Consider the following 17,481-nt stretch of genomic DNA (forward strand, 5'->3'; position numbering starts at 1 on the left):
AAATAGTGCCCACACCGTTAATTAGTAAATACCATCGTATGCCTTCTGGTAAAGGTCAATGATGTCTTGCTTCGTACCCTTACGTGGGTTGGAGAATGCGTTCCCATCCTTCAGGGCATTTTCAGCCATCAATGGGAAGTCTTCTGGCTTAGCACCGATTGCCTTGATGGATGATGGAATTCCAACAGCCTTGCACATCTCACGCATCCCGTCGATTGACTTCTCGGCAGCTTGCATGGTGGTCAGGCCGGTCGTGTCGTAACCCATGATCCGGGCCAGTTCGGCGAACCGATCTGGGCAAGCGATCAGGTTGTACTCTTCAACCGTGGTCAGCAGCAATGCACAGCAGACACCGTGTGGGGCGTCGTATTGACCACCGAGTTGGTGCGCCATGGCGTGAACATAACCAAGGTTGGCGTTGTTGAAGGCCATCCCGGCCAGCATTTCGGCTTCAACCATCTTGGTCCGGGCCTCAACGTTTTGACCATTGGCAACGGCTTCTGGCAATGCTTCTTGGATCAGCTGGATAGCTTCCTTGCATTGACTGTCCGTGATTGGGTTGTGGTCAACGGAAACGTATGGTTCGATTGATTGAACAAAGGCGTCACAGCCAGTAGCAGCCGTAACTGACTTTGGCACACCAAGCATCAGCATTGGGTCGTTGAAGGATACCAATGGGATGTTACGCCAGGAAACAACAACGAACTTCAAGTGGTCTTCCTCGTTCGTGATAACCGCGTGCCGGGTCAATTCAGAACCAGTCCCGGCAGTCGTGTTAACAGCCATCAGAGGTGGCAGTGGGTTGTCCAGCGTTTCAATCCCGGCCAGCTTGGTGATGTCGTCACCATTCGTCAGGATAATCCCGATTCCTTTACCACAGTCGTGAGCAGAGCCCCCACCGACAGTGATGATGGAGTCACACTTTTCTTCTTCGTACATCTTCTTACCAGCCTTGATGTTACGAATCTTTGGGTTAGGTTCAACACCGGTGAAGATGGCGTAGTCGACACCAGCCTTCTTCAGTGATTCAATCGTCTGAACAACGGGGCCGTTTTCAATCTTTTCCAAGCTCTCTTGGGTAACGACCAGTGGCTTGTGCATGTTAAGCATCTTAGCACGGTCACCAATCTTGGCGATAACACCAGGACCAAAGAAGTTAACACTTGGCATTAAGAAATCAAATTGTCTATTCATAAATAGTAGCCTCCTCATGGCATTTGAATACGTTCTCATAATCACATAGATTTCCGACAAAATCAAGGAAAAACGGTTATTTTTGTTCATAATTGCACAATCTTTAATAATTGTTTCATTTATTTAACTTTATCGCAAAGAAATCGATTCCAAAGAAATGAAAACGACCACCGAAAAATCAGTGGTCGTTTAATATTACACAATTATCCTAAACGATTTTCAAAGTCCTGCCGCAAGAGGGCGGCCTCCTGGTCATGGGTGTGCAGGAGCCGGTCGGCCTTGGCAACCGAATCGCTCGGCATCAAACTGATCTGCAGGTTGACCGCCAGCTGAGTCATTCCCAGTCCGGCAACCACTAGCCGCATGGCCACCTGGGCCTGAGTTCCGCCATGACCACCAAACGTTACCAGGCTGACTGGCTTGCCCTGCCATTCCTTTGCCAGGTAGTCAAGAGCGTTCTTCAACACGGCCGGATAGCCCCAGTTGTATTGCGGGAAGACCAGGACGAAGCCGTCGTACTGGCCGATCAGCTTGCTCCATTCGCGCGTCTTGGCATGCTCGTAGACGCCAATAAACGGGATCGCCGGTTCGTCCATCATCGGCAGGTCAACGTCGGCGAGCTCGAGCACGTCGAATTCCACCCGCTGGCTCTTCTGCAACTGAGCCTTCAACCACGCGGCTACCTGGCTGCTGCGCCGGTTGGGCCGGACACTGCCGACAATAATTGCTACTTTCTTCATCTTAGAGGACCTCCTTTATTACTTAACTCTATTCTAAGATCCTGATCAAAAAAGGCCAGCAATCTGCTGACCCCATTTGTCAGATGATCTTGGTAATAAGCGGACGCCGGGATGCGGCCACAACACCAGTCCGCGGCTGCCACCAATGTTTCAGCAGCCGGGCCCGGAACTGGAGCTTGCGCTGCCGCGGTTCGCGTTGTTCCCCGGACGCGACCGGGACGGCGGTGATGGCCATGGGCGACACAGCGAGCTCAGTGGCGGCTGCGCGCACCGATCGGCCAGCCGCTACGAGTCCAAGAATCACCAAGCTGAGTAATAACAGTCGCTTCACCCTTTCAATATCCATTGAAGTAGTCAATCAACTCCCTGTTTTATAATCTGACCTTATTTTAGCAGGGACTGCTGACCATCAATAGTGATTGGCACAGACTGTTAACAGATTTTACGATCCCTAAGCTTTCCTTAATTATTTATGGTAGGGCAGGCCATTGATGATCGTGAAGGCCCGGTAGATCTGCTCGGTCAAAACTAAGCGCATTAGCTGGTGGGGCAGGGTGAACCGCCCAAAGGAAATCTGCGTGTCGGCCCGCTTCAAAACTTCCGGACTCAACCCCAGCGAACCCCCGATGACGAAGGTAATGTCACTGTGGCCATAGGTCGTCAGTTGGTTGATCTCCTTGGCAAACTCCTCTGAGCTGCGTTCCTTTCCCTTGATCGCCAGGGCGTACACGTATTCGCGATCCTTGATCTTGGCCAGGATTCGCTCCCCTTCCTTAGCCATCACCTCATCCATCTCGGCCTGACTCAGTGATTCCGGGGCCTTTTCATCCGGTACCTCAACAATCTGAAATTTGCAAAACCGGCCCAGACGCTTGGCATACTCAGCAATCCCGGCCTTAAAATACTTCTCCTTCAGTTTTCCAACACCAATAATCTTAATGTTCATAATTTTCCACCGCTTTTCACAAATTATCCACATACTTATCCACAGGTGCATAACTCAATTTTCGGCTTTGCCGAATGTTCGGCTCCATTTTAACCAGTAAAGCCCTTTCGCCAGTAAAAGTTATCCACAGTTTTCCACAAAAACAGTTGTTCGCTAAGGAAGCCCAAGAAGCCAGTAATACCAATGGATCTCCGCTCCTCAATTCTACAGACATCCACTTATCAACACCGCGTCGCCCCGCCTGTGGATAACTTCTCAACCGACGCAAACGCCGTTATCACAGTGATTAAGAATTTCTAAAGCCTGTCCCGCAACTTTTCCACGGACTTATCCACAATTCATTTTAATCTCATTTTTCTGTTAAATTTTCGGTAAAAATACCACGGAATGTGCTCATCAGGCAACTGACCGTGGCATTGTAAACTTTATTCTAAATGATTAATAAATTGTTCGGCTATTCCCTTATTTTTCACTTTGAACTAGGCATATTTATGAGCAATCTTACCACAGGCCGCTGCCACAATCGCTGCCAGCAGGTCATCAATAAAGGTGTTAACGTGCCGGCCATCCTGGTCAAACTTGGACATGATCCCCTTCTTGACCCGGTCGAAGTAGCCGAAGTTCGTCGTCCCGATCGTTCCATAGATGTTGGCGATTTGCAGGGCCAGGGTCTCATCCACGCCGAAGACCCCGGCATCATTCTTAATGATACTGGAGAGCGGTTCAGCCACCTCGCCGGCCTCCGTCAGTCGGTCGAGCTCCAGCATCGCCATGGCGTTGTTCAGCAGCTCCCGCTTGTGCATGGTGTCGGTCAGGTATTCGCGGCAACGCTCCACCGTCAGGGCCGGCTCAAATTCCTTCTGGGTCTGGTAGATCACGTCAACGAGGTCTTCCAGTTCAACCCCGCGTTCATGCAGGCGATTAACGACAAAGTTATATGCCCGGGTGTCTGGATACTTGAAGTTTCGATTGTTCATTATCAATAAATCCCCCTGTCTTAGTCATTAGTTGCATTTTAGCATGAAAAAAAGGATTGCGACCCGTGCGATCGCAATCCTTTTACTTTCTTTATTGACCGTCATCCTGCTGCGATGACTGATTATTGTCACCACTGGATGCCTTCGTCAGGTGAACAGTGCTGGTCTGCTGCTTACCGTTCCGGTAGTAAGTCACCTTGGCACTATCGCCGACCTTGTACTTGTACAGAGCTGCCCTCAGGGTATTCGCATTCGTTACCTTCGTGTCGCCGAGCTGGGTGATCACGTCATACTGCTTCACCCCCGCGCTGTCAGCCGCTGAGCCGCTCTCGACCTGCATGACGACAACGCCCTTGTTGACATTGCTTGGCAGCTTGAGGACGGACTGCTGCTGGTCGGTAGTGACGTTGCTCAGGTCGACCATGCCAATTCCTAATGTGGGCCGATCGATCTTCCCGTTCTTGATCAGCTGGTTGATGATCGAAACGACTTCGTTACTTGGGATCGCAAAGCCCATCCCCTCGATTGAGGAACCCTCATTATCCGAGGAGAGCTTCATCGAATTGATCCCAATCACCTGACCAGCCATGTTGATCAGCGGACCACCGGAGTTTCCGGAGTTGATGGCCGCATCGGTCTGGATAACTGAGGTCAGTGTACCATCAGTCCCCGCCTTCAGCGTCCGGTTCTTGGCGGAAACAATCCCCTTCGTCACGGTGTTGGCGTATTCGCTGCCCATTGGCGAACCGATGGCCAGGACATCCTGACCAGCCGCAATCGAATTGGAGTTACCGAACTGGGCCACGGTGGTGACATTAGCCGCATTGATCTTCAGGACAGCCAGGTCGGTGGCGGAGTCCGTCCCGACGAGTTGGGCGTCGACCTTCTTGCCGTTGCTTAAAATTACCTGCAGGGCGTTGGAACCCTTAACCACGTGGTTGTTGGTAACAATGTAGGCGGTCCGACCGTCCTTCTTGTAAATCACCCCAGAGCCCTCGCTGGCCGTCTGGAGCTTGCCGCTATTGCTGGAATTCGACGAACTGCTGTCGCCCCCGTTAGCGTAGAGGCCGAAGATCCCCATGCCGCTGTTCTGCTGGACCTCCTGCTTATTGATGACACTGACTACCGCTCCCTGGACGGAATCATATGCCTTAGTAGCGGCACCATTCAGGTCCGCCTTGTTCTTGTTGACCTTGGTACCGCCTGACTTATTGGAGCCGCTCGGGACCCGGGTGCTGGTGACATTCTCATGGTGCTGAACAGCGCCGCCAACACCAACGGCAACACCGCCCCCAATCAGCCCGGCAACCAAGCCGACTCCAGCAACTTTCAGCCAGAAACGGTTGGTCCGTCTTGGCGACCGTTGGTTATTATTATCCATTATTATCCCTCCGTATCCTTTTTCTTCACCATACCGGTTAATTGTGAAGAATCAATGAAGTAAGTCTTTAGTTTCGGTGATTTATAACGTTATTAGTTGACTCGGGGTTGCCGGCTCAGCATCGGCCAGCTTAAAGTCGTGGTCCACCCCGAAATCGTGCTGCTCCATCATACTAGCAACGGTCAGGTGGGCCAGCGAACGCATATTGTTGTGCTGGCTCCGGTGGCCCAGGAAAATCTCCTTGGTCCGGGGACCGATGACATCCATCAGAGCATCTGCCCCCTCCTCATTGGAGAGGTGGCCCTCGTCACCCAGAATCCGCTGCTTCAGCGGCCAGGAGTAAGGGCCCATCCTGAGCATCTCCGTGTCGTGGTTGCATTCCATCAGGTAGGCATCCGCATTCCGGATTGTTCCAGCCACCCGGTCAGAGACATAGCCGGTATCCGTCAGAATGCAGAAGGTCTTGTTGTCATGGTGAACCTGGTAAAACTGCGGTTCGGCGGCATCATGGGAGACCGCGAAGCTCTCGATTTCCATGTCCCCCAAGTCGGCAACCTTGTTTGGCGCCAGGACGTGTTTCTGCTCCAGGGGAATCTTGCCGACCCGCTTAGCCATGGCCTGCCAGGTCCCTTCATTAGCGTAGACATCCATCCCGTAACGCCGCGCCAGGACCCCGACCCCGTGACTGTGGTCGCCGTGCTCGTGGGTCACAAAGATCGCCTCGACATCTTTCAGCGACCGGTCGATCTTGTTCATCAGATTCTCAATTCGCTTCCCGCTCAACCCGGCATCAATCAGGATCCGGTGATGGGCGGTTTCCAGATAGGTCACGTTCCCAGTGCTTCCACTGGCCAAAATACTGTATCGCAAAAAATCCTTTTCACTCACGTCAGATTGCTCTCCTTATTTTCCTAATGAACTGGTGTTAACACTGCCAGGCGTACTCCGCATAATCGTGCTGTTAAAGGCGTTGACCCGGAGCTGTTGAACGGTGTCGTCGTTCTTGGTACGAACCTCAATGATCCAGGTCGGTATGTAGACCGCCTGATTATGGCTGCCGGTGTTCAGAAGCTTGGTATAGGCCAACTTAGCCCACCGCACCTGGGAATTATTGGGAATCAGGTTGTGCTTGTACAACCACGTTACTGCATGCTGCTGGCTGATGGTCGTCGCCTCGGGACGCAGGATTCGCGTATTTTCCAGGTAAGTCTGGGTGTATCCCAAGACCTCACTGTTATTATTGACCCGAAACCGAATCTGCCCATCTGGTGAGTTCAACGCCCGGCCCGCCAGCTGTTGCGCATAGACAACCGTGTGGCGGTCAGACAGCTGCGGTGAATACCGGTAATGACTCCCGAGGGCAATCGAACGATTATCGCCCACCAAGCGGTTCAGCCGTTTCTCCGGATGCTTCAGGTCAATCTTAACCCCCGTTTCCAGGTCGCTGGCGAGTTCGCCAGAATTAAAGTGATAGCTCTGATCACGCAGCTTGGCAGCCTGCTGGCCCAGCTCGCCGCTCTCCCCGGAGCGGGTCCCCGCAATGTAGTAGCCGCTCTGGGCATGGTTGGACAGGTCAACACTGGTGATGGCATCTGAGCGCATCTCCTTTAGGATAACTTCCTGGCGGTTAGGCGCACTGCTAGAAATTGTAAAACGATTCTGGAAAAATAGGCTTCCGGCAACAACAAGGTCAAAGATGAGGAAGGCAAAAAGAAATATCCATTGAATTCGTTTGAAATTCATCCTTATCCCCCCTTACTTCAGCAACTCCGTGTAGTCAACCCAGTGATTATGGTATTTCACAAAATAGGTTGGTGCGATTTTGACGACCTTATCCTCCGGCCGACTGTTCTTCCAGAGATAGCCAACCCGCAGATCGGTAATATCCTTGAACCGGCTGCTGGCGTGCAGCTCGTTGATAACGGTAGTAGTCGACGGCAGCTTGACCGTCTCGCCACTGAGCGGCAGCGGCACCTGAATTGTGTACAGACTCAGCCAGTAGCGTTCAATCCCGCTCTGGGTGGCCTGGAGCTTGGCCCCGCCGTAGCCGTCCGTGTTGATGATCGGGAAACCTTCGACATAGGTCCGGTAGATAAAGGTCCGGTGATGGTCCTTAGCTTGATCGAAGCGGATGTTATCCAGCGGCATCCCGGTCTTCACTAAGGTGTTGTAGAAGTGTACGTACAGCTGGCTGGTCGTCACGACGTTAGAATGGCCAATGTCATTTTCGTAGTCCACCGTGCCGGTCGCGTGATCATAAACCAGGTGCCGGTTGGTGCCATCCGTATAGATCGTCTTGCCGCCATCATCATGCGAGGTCACGCTGGTATGCTGGTTGGTGCTCAACAGGTTAGTGCTGAGGTTATTGATCCGCTGATTGCTGATCTGATATGCCAGCTTAGGCAGCCTAAATGAATCAGGGTACATCATCATCGCGTGGCCCTTGATGATCTTGTAGTCAACCGGGATAGGCTGAACGTGCCGGCCGCTCTTGGGGAGCTTAGCAAAGTCGCCCTGGCTGATCTGAACCCGGTAGACACTGTAGTGGTAATCCCGCAACAGATAGATCTCACGGCCCCCATCAAGCGGAATGACGATGTGGTTGATTCCCTTGACCCGGTTCGTATCGATGGACTGGCCAAAGGTCTCGTTGAAGACATCGCTCGAGACACTATCCGGGTAGTTCAGCATCAGTGAATGCCGGTTGCGCAGGTAGCTCAGGTAGACATCACTGTTATTGGTCTTAACCTCACTCGTCCGGCCCATCTTCCAGTCCCGCAGATTTTTCTTAACGTTGTTGACCAGGTTGGCCCGCTGACTGTAGAGCAGGACCTGCTTGCCGTCATTATTGGTCCGCACGATGGTTGTCGGCAGGTAGACATCCCCCATCGATTGGGTGGTAAACTGCTGCGACTGGGTACTGGTGGTCTCGCGGTGGGGCCGCTCATACTGAAAAGGATCTGTCCAGATAATTCCTGACAGGACCAAGCTGAACAGGACCACCAGGGTCAGGGCAATCGTCAGCCAATTACTTCTCAGCTTCTTGATCATCCCAGTCATCCTCCTCTTCATATGGTACGTACGGCAGTGAGATATAGAAGGTCGAACCGTGGCCTTCGACACTATCAACCCAGATCTGGCCGCCAAGCATGTTGATGACCTCCTTGGAAATTGCTAGACCAAGACCGGTTCCGCCCTGCTTCCGGCTCCGGGCCTTATCAACCCGGAAGAAGCGGTCAAAGATCCGGCCAAGGTCCTTGCGCGGAATCCCCAGTCCCTGGTCGGAAATACTCATGATGACGTGGTTGTGAGTCTCCAGCAGGCGAACCGTGATGATCCCCCCGTCCGGTGAGTACTTAATCGCGTTGTTCATGATGTTATCGATCACCTGGGTGAACTTATCAGTATCAATCTCTACCCACAGGTCCTTCTTGGTGAAGTGGCGCTCAATCTTGTACTTCTTCTTGCTGGAGTCCTCTTCCTCATTCTTAATGATCATGTCAAAGCGGTTCAGGATGTAGTTGAGGAGCTCCTTGATGTTGACGTATTCAAGGTTCAGCTTCGTGGTTCCCGCATCCATCCGCGAAAGACTCAGCAGGTCGTTGATCATTCGAATCATCCGGTCAGTTTCGCCCTGAATGACATTTAAGAACTTCGGGGCAACCTCCTTGTCCTTCCAGGCTCCGTCGCTCAGAGCCTCAACATAGCTGTGTACACTGGTCAGCGGAGTCCGCAGCTCGTGGGAAACGTTGGAGACGAACTGCTTGCGCTCCCGTTCCTCCTTCTGCTGACTCGTTACGTCGTGAAGGACACAGACCAGCCCGCTGACGAAGCCGGATTCCCGCTGAATTGGCGAGAAGTAGGCATTCAGGATCAGGTTGTTGCCGTCGTTTGACATATCGATAATCATTTCTCGCTGATCGGAGTTGACGAGCTGACGAACCGTATAGTCATGCCGAATGTCGAGCACGTCGATGATTGACTTGCCGATCAGGTCGTCCTCGTGGTCCACACCCAGCAACTGCAGGGCCATGCTGTTGACGATCGTCACGTTGCCGCGGCGGTCAGTCGCCAGCACCCCATCGGACATGTGGGAGAGGACACTGTCCAACCGTCGCCGCTCCGAATCCGTCGATGCCTGGGCTTCTTCGACCCGAACAGACAGGTTGTTCACGGCCCCGGCCAGCTGCCCCAGCTCATCATTGCCCATGACCCGGACCTGGCCGGAGAAGTCTCCCCGGGCAATCCGGAGGGCCTGCTTGCGCATCTCTTCGATCGGCCGGGTTATTTCCTGGGAAATAAGAATCGCCAGGAAGAGCCCAATGGCAATCGTGATCAGGGCCGCGGAAAGGTAGATCAGGGTAATGCTATTGATATTAGAATAGACTGACTCCAGGCTGGCCCGCAGGTATACCGCCCCGATGACGTTGTTGTTGCTGTTATCAACCAGCGGAAACACGTTGACATAGTAGCGATTGTGGTTACCGTTGTCGTAGACGTTCTCCGAGTGCGACCGGTTGTTCAGCAGGGTCGCCTTAACGACCTGGTCGGTAGTCTTTTGCCCGATTACCCCCCGGTTATCGGAATCACTGGTTCCCCGGATGATCCCCTTGTTGTCGATTACCCGAATCTCCGAGATATTATTGTTGTTAACCTCAGACAAGATCTGCCGGATCTGGCGGTTGGCCTTATGGGTGTCCGAGCGGGCTAGTTGTTCGCTCAAGGAGTTGTCAACATAGGATGGCAGCTCAATCGACTGCTTGAACGTATTCAGGTTTTGATGCTCCAATTGACGCACAAAAACCGCCCCAACGCATTCCAGCGTCAGCATCAGCATCAATGCAAATACGAGGGCGATTTTAAAGCGAATCGATTGATAAAATTTTAACTTGCTGTTCACAACTGTTCAGCCTCTAATTCTGATCAGGATTTGCTAAATAGTAGCCGACACCACGCCGCGTGATCAACCATTGCGGGTGGCTCGGGTTGTCTTCAATCTTTTCCCGCAGGCGCCGAACCGTTACATCCACGGTCCGTACATCGCCGAAGTAGTCATAGCCCCAGACGGTCTGCAGGAGGTGCTCCCGGTTGATCACCTGCCCGATGTGCTGGGCCAGGTAGTGGAGCAGTTCAAACTCCCGGTGAGTCAGGTTGATGTTCTCGCCCCGCTTAGTAACCGTGTAGGCCTCCGGGTGAATCGTCAGGTCCCCAACCTTGATATCGGTGTTCTTATCTTCTTCCGCCGGGGCCTTCAGGGTCGCTTGCCGGCGCAGGTTGGCCTTAACCCGGGCTACCAGTTCCCGGTTCGAGAACGGCTTGGTGACGTAATCATCAGCGCCTAATTCGAGCCCCAAGACCTTGTCGAGTTCGGAATCCTTGGCCGTTACCATGATGATTGGCATCGTGTGCTTGGCCCGTACCCGCTTGGCAACCTCCAAGCCATCGATCTTCGGCAGCATTAGGTCCAAGATGATCAGGTCCGGATTCTCGCTTTCGACCTTCTCCAGGGCCTCCTCGCCATCGTAGGCGGTTACGACCTCGTAGCCTTCCTTCTCAAGATTAAATTTAATGATATCTGAAATTGGTTTCTCGTCATCTACGACTAGTATCTTCTTTACCATTTCAAAATCCCCTCCATGGGTGATTGTTTACTTAATCAAAACTTAATAACCGTGCCCCCATTATAGCACAGCTGAAGTTTTTGTTATTTTTCGACGAATTTGTGTTGACAGTTAGGGGCGGTGGTGGTAAATTAATAAGGTACCTTGTTGAGAGGTAAAAGATATGGGCAGTTAGCTCAGCTGGCAGAGCAACGGACTCTTAATCCGTGGGTCCAGGGTTCGATCCCCTGACTGCCCATCAGAGGTTTACAGAGATTGAGATCTTCTCAATCTCTTTTTTTGTGCCTCCAGCCCCCGCGGGCCCCAATTTCAAATTAATTGCAAAAAAGTTAGAAAAACTGCTTGCAAAAAGTGCCATAAGTTGATATTATAATAACCGTTGTCAATGACATGGGCAGTTAGCTCAGCTGGCAGAGCAACGGACTCTTAATCCGTGGGTCCAGGGTTCGATCCCCTGACTGCCCATTATGTTAAAAGACTGGTGATTTTTCACCGGTCTTTTTTGTTTTTTCAGTTCAAATTACTAAGGACCGCGGCAGGTCAACGCTTGTCGCGGTCCTTTTTCTTTTGCTAATCATTCGGCCAGCTTATAGCCGAACCCCCGGACCGTCAGCAAGTGGACCGGATGGTGCGGGTCATCCTCAAGTTTGTCACGAAGGTGGCTGATATGAATATCAACAATGCGCGACGTATTGAGAATATCGTATCCCCAAACGCCGTTAACCAGCTGGTCACGGCTGAGAACCTGGTTGCGGTGATCAATCAGGTACGACAGCAGCTGAAACTCCTTAGGGGTCAGCTCAACCTGGACTCCATCCTTAAGAACTTGGTAGTTCTGGTAATCTACCTGCCAGCGGCCAATTGCGACCATTCCTGGTGAGGCGAGATTGGTTGGGGCTTCCGGCTCCTGAGTCTTTACGTGTTGGTAGAGCCAGAGCCGCTGCTCGATCAAAGCTCTAAGGACCCGTTCTGCAAACGGGACAGCAATCACGTCATCAGCTCGCGCCTGGTACAACTTGCGCTGAATCCGTTCCGTTAACCGGGGAACGAAGACAGTGATTGGACCGTGAACCTGGGAACGAACCAGCGTCATCGTGGCAATTGCCGTATCGAGGGTGGATGCATCAAGATCCCACCAGACCCCTGCCGGCTGCTCGTGTTCCAATTCAACCACCAGGCCGGTCGGTGTCGTTACCTGTTCAAACGTCCAGGCAGCCCGCTTGCTAAGCCGGTCCAAGCGGTTGATCAAGTCAGGGTTTTGACCCATTAGCAGAAATCGGTCGGTCATCTTTTCCTCCAAGGTTTACACAACTTTTACAATAAGAAGACTGAATATTTACAGCCCCTTGCTATTCTCTATTTGTACCATACGAAATTAATGAAAACAACTAGGGAGCATTCGCGATGAAGAGAATTATCACAATCGTCATCACGGCAGCAATCATTGTCGGTCTGGGGATCGGCTGGATTGCTGCCAAAAAGCAGCCGCCACTGTCAAAAGTAACAATCGTCGGTTCCAGTGCCCTCCAGCCGCTGACGGAGGCCGTCACAAAGGAGTACCGGACGGTTAACCCCCGGGCCAGTATCACCGTCCAGGGCGGCGGGTCGGGGACCGGATTGAGTCAGGTTCAGGCCGGCGCCGTCAACATCGGCTCATCAGATATCTTTGCCGAGCAGAAAGGCGGCATTGATCAACAAAAACTTCGCGATCACATCGTGGCGGTTTCGGGAATCGTCCCCATCGTCAACCGCGACCTGGGCATCCATGACCTTTCCCTCACCCGGCTTCGCCAGATCTATACCGGCCAGGTCACCAACTGGCGCCAGCTGGGCGGCCCCGACCTGCCGATCACCGTGATCAACCGAGCGGCCGGGAGCGGTACCCGGGTGGCATTTGAGCAGGTCGTCTTAAAGAACCGGCGCGCGGTCAACGCCCAGGAACAAGACTCCAACGGGACGGTCAAGGAGATCGTGGCCCGGACCCCGGGCGCCATCAGCTACATCTCAGCTGCCTACCTCAGCCCGCAGGTTCAATCCCTGAAGATCGCCGGGGTAACGGCTACAGCCAAGAACATTACTACCAACCGCTGGCCGCTGTGGTCATACGAGCACATGTATACCCAGCAAAAGCCCACTCAGGCCACTCAAAAGTTTATCGACTATATGCAGTCCAAGCAAGTCCAGCAGACTCTGGTGAAGCAGGCGCACTACGTCAACATTCACGACATGCAGGTACAAAAAGACGCCGCCGGAAGAATTCAGGGAAAGGAGTAAGGCCATGGACGATTTACGAAAACAACTAACCCAGCCATCACCAGAGAGTCATCAGGAATGGACCGGCCGGATTATCAGCTCCCTGGCCATCATCCTAATCGGCGGCCTGGTCGTTGCTATCCTCATCTTCCTGACCATTAAGGGGGTCGCGCTGTTTACCGATAATGGAGTGTCCGTCTGGCGCTTTCTTACCCAGACCGACTGGCAACCCGGTCATCAGCACTACGGCGCCCTTCCGATGATCGTAACCTCCTTTAGTGTCACCATCTTGGCCGGCATTGTAGCCCTCCCCCTGGCCCTGGTGGTGGCGGTGGCGATCACCGAGATCCTGCCCCAGAAAATGACCGGCCTGGTTCAACCCCTGATCGAGCTCCTCGTCGGGGTGCCCTCCGTGGTGTACGGGTACCTGGGGCTGACCATCATTGTCCCCGAACTGCAACACCTTTTTGGCGGGACCGGCTTCGGAATCCTCGCCGCGACCGGGGTCCTCTTCTTGATGATCCTGCCAACCATGACCTCGATGGCCGTTGACAGCCTCAACGCCGTTCCTAAGCAGTACCGGCAGGCCTCAGCCGGACTGGGGGCCACCCGCTGGCAAACCATCTCCCACGTCATTGTCCCCAGTGCCCGTGACGGCATCCTGACCGCCGCGGTCTTCGGCATGGCCCGGGCGTTCGGTGAGGCGCTGGCCGTTCAGATGGTGATCGGTAACACGGCCGTCATGCCGAAGGGGCTGGTTGAATCTTCAGCCACCCTCACCAGTGTCCTGACGACCGGGATCGGTAATTCCGTCATGGGAACGGCGGACAACAACGCTCTCTGGTCCCTGGCCCTGATCCTCTTGATAATGTCGCTGGTCTTCAACCTGCTGATTCACCTGGTAAGCAAGAAAGGAGCTGCCTAATGACACCTGAACGCGTTGATAAAATTGCCACGGGAATCCTCCTGGGACTGGCCGGGATCGTGGGGCTGGTTATCCTGAGCCTGCTGGGCTACATTCTCGCCCAGGGCATCCCCCACATTTCCTGGCACTTCTTGACCAGCGGGGCCGAGTCATTCACTGCCGGCGGGGGGATCCGCGACCAGCTGTTCAACTCCCTCTACCTCGTGGTTCTAACCATGCTTGTCTCCGTCCCTCTCGCCCTCTGCGCGGCGATTTACCTCAGTGAGTACGCCCCGGATAACCGGCGCACCCGCCTGCTCCGGCTGGCGATTGAAGTCCTGAGTTCCCTGCCCTCCGTGGTGGTCGGCTTGTTCGGCTACCTGGTCTTTGTCCTGAAGTTTGGCCTGGACTTCTCCCTGCTTGCCGGGGCCCTGGCACTGACCATCCTCAACCTGCCCATCCTGACCCGTAGCTGCGAGGACGCCCTCCGTCAGGTGCCGTACCTGCAGCGCCAGGCGGGATTGGGACTGGGGATGGCCAAATGGCGGGTGACTACCAAGATTGTCCTGCCAGCCGCCCTGCCCGGAATCATCACCGGGGCCATCCTGAGTGCCGGCCGGATCTTCGGGGAAGCCGCCGCCCTGATCTACACCGCCGGCCAGAGCGCCCCGGCGATCAGCTACACCGATTGGAACCCGTTCAGCCCAACCAGCTTCCTTAACCCAATGCGCCCTGCGGAAACGCTCGCGGTCCACATTTGGAAAGTCAACAGTGAAGGCCTGGTTCCCGATGCCCGGGCGGTTTCGAACGGATCCGCCGCCGTCTTAATCATCACCATCCTGTTGTTCAACCTGATCGCCCGGTATGTCGGATACCGGATCAAACGCCGCCTAGCAAAGTGAGGAGTAAAAGAATGCCAATAAATACAGTCTTAGAAGTAAAGGATCTCCAGGTCTTTTACGGTGATAAGCACGTTGTTTTCGACGTCAACCTCAAGTTCCCCCAGCACCAGATCACGGCCCTGATTGGTGCCTCGGGGTCGGGAAAATCAACCGTCCTGCGCAGTCTCAACCGCATGAACGACGACCTCGCCCGCGTAACCGGGGAGATCAACTTCCATGACGTCAACATTAATGATCCCAAGACCAACGTCTACCGGGTCAGGCAACGGATCGGGATGGTCTTCCAGCAGCCGACCCCCTTCCCCATGTCAATCTACGAGAACGTGATCTACGGCCTGCGCCTGGCCGGTGAGAATAACCGGCAAGTACTGGACCAGCGGGCCGAGGAGAGCCTGCGCCAGGCTGCCCTCTGGGATGAGGTGAAGGACCAGCTCAAGTCCAGTGCTTTAGCCTTATCCGGTGGTCAGCAGCAGCGCCTCTGTATCGCCCGCACCCTAGCAGTTCAGCCGGAGATCATTCTCATGGACGAGCCGACCAGCGCCCTCGACCCAGTTTCGACTTCGCAGATTGAGGATACCCTAGTACAATTAAAGGAGCAGTTCACGATTATCATGGTGACCCATAACATGCAACAGGCATCCCGGTCGGCCGACTGGACCGCCTTCATGCACCAGGGCCACCTGATTGAATTCGATAAGACCGCGACGATTTTTATGAACCCGCACGAGCAGCAAACCGCCGACTACCTGAGCGGCAAGTTTGGTTAGGAGGAAAACATGGGTGCTATTTTTAACGACGAACTGAAACGGCTTCGCGGCCACTTCATGGAGATGGGAATCGACGCCAGCGAGCAGATCTACCAAGCCACCAAGGCCTTCACGGAGAATGATCCGGTCCTCGCCAACCAGGTGTTGACCGCGGATAACAAGATCAACGACGAGGAGGTTAGCCTGGAGAAGGAGGCCCTCAAATTGATGGCCCTCCAGCAGCCGGTCGCCAGTGACTTTCGCAAGATCATCAGTATCCTGAAGGCCAGCAGCGATGTCGAACGACTCGGGGACTACGCCACCCACATCGCCCGGGCCGCAATCAACCTGAGCGACAGGGAGCATAACGAGCAAATCGAAGGGCAGATTGAAAAGATGATGATGATCGTCCGCGAGATGCTGGAAAAGGTCCTCGACGCCTACGCCCAGACCAATGAACAGGCGGCATACGAGGTCGCCAATGAAGACCTGCGCGTCGATCTGATCTACGTCCAGCAACAGCAAGCCATCCTGACAGCCCTGGCCAAGGCCGGTGGCAACGTGAAGACCTACGGCGACTACCTGGCGGTGATCCGCTACCTCGAACGGTCGGGTGACCACATCGTCAACCTCGCCGAGTGGATCATCTACATCGGCTCTGGAAAGCTGGTGGAATTGAATCCGGGCAAGGCCGACCCTACGATGGTCGAACGCAAGCTAAAGGAACAGTAGTAACATAAAAAAGGATCGCGCAACGACGCGATCCTTTTTGGTATCTCAGTTTTTCTCATTTAATAGGATCTGGTGGGCCTTGGCCAATTCGCCCTCCTGATCAGGGGTCATCTCGGGGTAAGCCAGCGGCAGCTTCTCAATCCGCTTGGTGATGATGTCCGAAACAATCAGCCGTGAATACCACTTATCATCGGCCGGAATGACGTACCACGGGTTCTCCTTAGTAGCGGTAGCATTGATTGCCTTATCGTAGGCTGACTGATACTTATCCCAGTACTGCCGTTCACGAATATCAGCCGCAGAGAACTTCCAATTCTTCCGGGGCGTCTCAATCCGGGACAGGAACCGGTTCTTCTGTTCTTCCTTGGAAACGTGGAGGAAGAACTTCAGGATCATGTAGCCGTTGCGGGAAAGGTACTTTTCGTAGTCACGGATATCCTCGTAACGGCCATCGAAGAAGTCCTTATTGACGTCCAGCAGGGTAGTTACCCCGGGCAGGTGCGCCTTGAGGATCAGCTCCGGGTGCACCCGGGAAACCAGGACATCCTCATAGTAGGAGCGGTTAAATACCCCGATTGAGCCCCGTTCTGGCAGGGCCTTGTTGATCCGCCACAGGTAGTCATGCTGCAACTCTACTGAGGTGGGTTGCTTAAAGTTAGCGACCTTGAAGCCGACCGGGTTCACGCCGGAGAAGATGTGCGAGATCATGCTGTCCTTGCCGGCGGCGTCCATCGCCTGGAAGACGACAATCACGCCGTAACGGTGACGGGCGTACATCTTCTTCTGGGCATCCTTGATCCGCTTCACGTTCTTATCAATCGTGTCCTTGATTTTGTCGAGCTGGTCGGCGGAGTCCGCCACCCAGGTTGGAGCCTTCTTAATGTTAAAGTTATCTTTCGTATAGCGGTACTGTTTAGTATCCATCACTCTTACCTCCCTTAGCCTTTACAGGTCCCATTTTATCATCATCCCCGGTCAGGGAGGCAAGACATTTCCCAGGAAATAACGCTAATCGAGTAGGAGGTAATTGATTATTTCAATTACCGACCTCTCACACCACCGTACGTACGGATCCGTATACGGCG

At 53.8% G+C, this 17,481-nt stretch carries 18 protein-coding genes and 2 tRNA genes; 7 read left to right on the top strand and 13 right to left on the bottom strand.

Annotated features, from left to right (window positions below; translation table 11 throughout):
- Positions 1–21: 21 nt before the first annotated feature.
- The 11 genes from QOS10_RS04825 to yycF form a co-directional block, all read right to left on the bottom strand.
- Positions 22–1,194 (bottom strand): iron-containing alcohol dehydrogenase, encoded by a 1,173-nt coding sequence (locus QOS10_RS04825; RefSeq protein ID WP_283594118.1) that lies wholly within the window; start codon positions 1,192–1,194, stop codon positions 22–24.
- 203 nt (positions 1,195–1,397) lie between these two features.
- Positions 1,398–1,934: an NADPH-dependent FMN reductase gene (locus QOS10_RS04830; RefSeq protein ID WP_283594119.1), complete on the bottom strand. Its 537-nt coding sequence runs from the start codon at positions 1,932–1,934 to the stop codon at positions 1,398–1,400.
- A 79-nt stretch (positions 1,935–2,013) separates the two neighbouring features.
- A complete protein-coding gene (locus QOS10_RS04835) occupies positions 2,014–2,178 on the bottom strand; it encodes a hypothetical protein (protein WP_283594121.1) in 165 nt (54 codons plus the stop codon).
- Between the two features lie 222 nt (positions 2,179–2,400).
- Entirely contained in the window at positions 2,401–2,880 is a 480-nt protein-coding gene (rlmH, locus tag QOS10_RS04840) for a 23S rRNA (pseudouridine(1915)-N(3))-methyltransferase RlmH (RefSeq protein ID WP_283594123.1), read from the bottom strand.
- A gap of 479 nt (positions 2,881–3,359) precedes the next feature.
- Positions 3,360–3,857, bottom strand: coding sequence for a phosphatidylglycerophosphatase A family protein (locus tag QOS10_RS04845; protein ID WP_283594124.1), 498 nt, complete (start codon positions 3,855–3,857; stop codon positions 3,360–3,362).
- 91 nt (positions 3,858–3,948) lie between these two features.
- Positions 3,949–5,238 (bottom strand): S1C family serine protease, encoded by a 1,290-nt coding sequence (locus QOS10_RS04850; protein ID WP_283594126.1) that lies wholly within the window; start codon positions 5,236–5,238, stop codon positions 3,949–3,951.
- A gap of 81 nt (positions 5,239–5,319) precedes the next feature.
- Complete coding sequence (locus tag QOS10_RS04855) at positions 5,320–6,126, bottom strand: MBL fold metallo-hydrolase (RefSeq protein ID WP_283594129.1); 807 nt, start codon at positions 6,124–6,126, stop codon at positions 5,320–5,322.
- 15 nt (positions 6,127–6,141) lie between these two features.
- Entirely contained in the window at positions 6,142–6,981 is an 840-nt protein-coding gene (locus tag QOS10_RS04860; protein WP_283594131.1) for a two-component system regulatory protein YycI, read from the bottom strand.
- A gap of 12 nt (positions 6,982–6,993) precedes the next feature.
- Positions 6,994–8,289, bottom strand: coding sequence for a YycH family regulatory protein (locus tag QOS10_RS04865; protein ID WP_283594133.1), 1,296 nt, complete (start codon positions 8,287–8,289; stop codon positions 6,994–6,996).
- Positions 8,267–10,138 carry a cell wall metabolism sensor histidine kinase WalK gene (walK, locus tag QOS10_RS04870; RefSeq protein ID WP_283594135.1) on the bottom strand — a complete coding sequence of 624 codons (1,872 nt, stop codon included), beginning with the start codon at positions 10,136–10,138 and terminating at the stop codon, positions 8,267–8,269. The genes QOS10_RS04865 and walK overlap by 23 nt, the downstream gene beginning before the upstream one ends.
- Positions 10,139–10,151: 13 nt before the next feature.
- Complete coding sequence (yycF, locus tag QOS10_RS04875; protein WP_283594136.1) at positions 10,152–10,859, bottom strand: response regulator YycF; 708 nt, start codon at positions 10,857–10,859, stop codon at positions 10,152–10,154.
- A gap of 165 nt (positions 10,860–11,024) precedes the next feature.
- Here yycF and QOS10_RS04880 point away from each other — a divergent pair.
- Positions 11,025–11,097, top strand: a tRNA-Lys gene (locus QOS10_RS04880).
- Positions 11,098–11,251: 154 nt separating this feature from the next.
- A tRNA-Lys gene (locus QOS10_RS04885) sits at positions 11,252–11,324 on the top strand.
- A gap of 109 nt (positions 11,325–11,433) precedes the next feature.
- On the opposite strand, the gene QOS10_RS04890 is transcribed toward QOS10_RS04885, so the two are convergent.
- Entirely contained in the window at positions 11,434–12,147 is a 714-nt protein-coding gene (locus QOS10_RS04890; RefSeq protein ID WP_283594137.1) for a winged helix-turn-helix domain-containing protein, read from the bottom strand.
- Positions 12,148–12,263: 116 nt separating this feature from the next.
- Between QOS10_RS04890 and QOS10_RS04895 the strand changes: the two genes are divergently transcribed.
- From QOS10_RS04895 to phoU, 5 genes are read left to right on the top strand one after another with little or no spacing between them, the layout of a single operon-like run.
- Complete coding sequence (locus QOS10_RS04895) at positions 12,264–13,133, top strand: phosphate ABC transporter substrate-binding protein (RefSeq protein ID WP_283594138.1); 870 nt, start codon at positions 12,264–12,266, stop codon at positions 13,131–13,133.
- Positions 13,134–13,137: 4 nt separating this feature from the next.
- A complete protein-coding gene (gene pstC / locus QOS10_RS04900) occupies positions 13,138–14,037 on the top strand; it encodes a phosphate ABC transporter permease subunit PstC (RefSeq protein ID WP_283594140.1) in 900 nt (299 codons plus the stop codon).
- Entirely contained in the window at positions 14,037–14,918 is an 882-nt protein-coding gene (pstA, locus tag QOS10_RS04905) for a phosphate ABC transporter permease PstA (protein WP_283594141.1), read from the top strand. Before pstC ends, pstA begins: the two co-directional genes overlap by 1 nt.
- Positions 14,919–14,929: 11 nt before the next feature.
- On the top strand, positions 14,930–15,685 hold the full coding sequence (gene pstB / locus QOS10_RS04910) for a phosphate ABC transporter ATP-binding protein PstB (RefSeq protein WP_283594143.1): 756 nt from the start codon (positions 14,930–14,932) through the stop codon (positions 15,683–15,685).
- Positions 15,686–15,694: 9 nt separating this feature from the next.
- Positions 15,695–16,396, top strand: a complete 702-nt coding sequence (gene phoU, locus QOS10_RS04915) for a phosphate signaling complex protein PhoU (RefSeq protein WP_283594144.1) — start codon at positions 15,695–15,697, stop codon at positions 16,394–16,396.
- Positions 16,397–16,441: 45 nt separating this feature from the next.
- On the opposite strand, the gene QOS10_RS04920 is transcribed toward phoU, so the two are convergent.
- Positions 16,442–17,320: a PPK2 family polyphosphate kinase gene (locus QOS10_RS04920; RefSeq protein WP_283594145.1), complete on the bottom strand. Its 879-nt coding sequence runs from the start codon at positions 17,318–17,320 to the stop codon at positions 16,442–16,444.
- Between the last annotated feature and the right edge of the window lie 161 nt (positions 17,321–17,481).

The organism is Limosilactobacillus galli (genome assembly GCF_947381495.1).
GTDB classification, from domain to species: domain Bacteria; phylum Bacillota; class Bacilli; order Lactobacillales; family Lactobacillaceae; genus Limosilactobacillus; species Limosilactobacillus galli.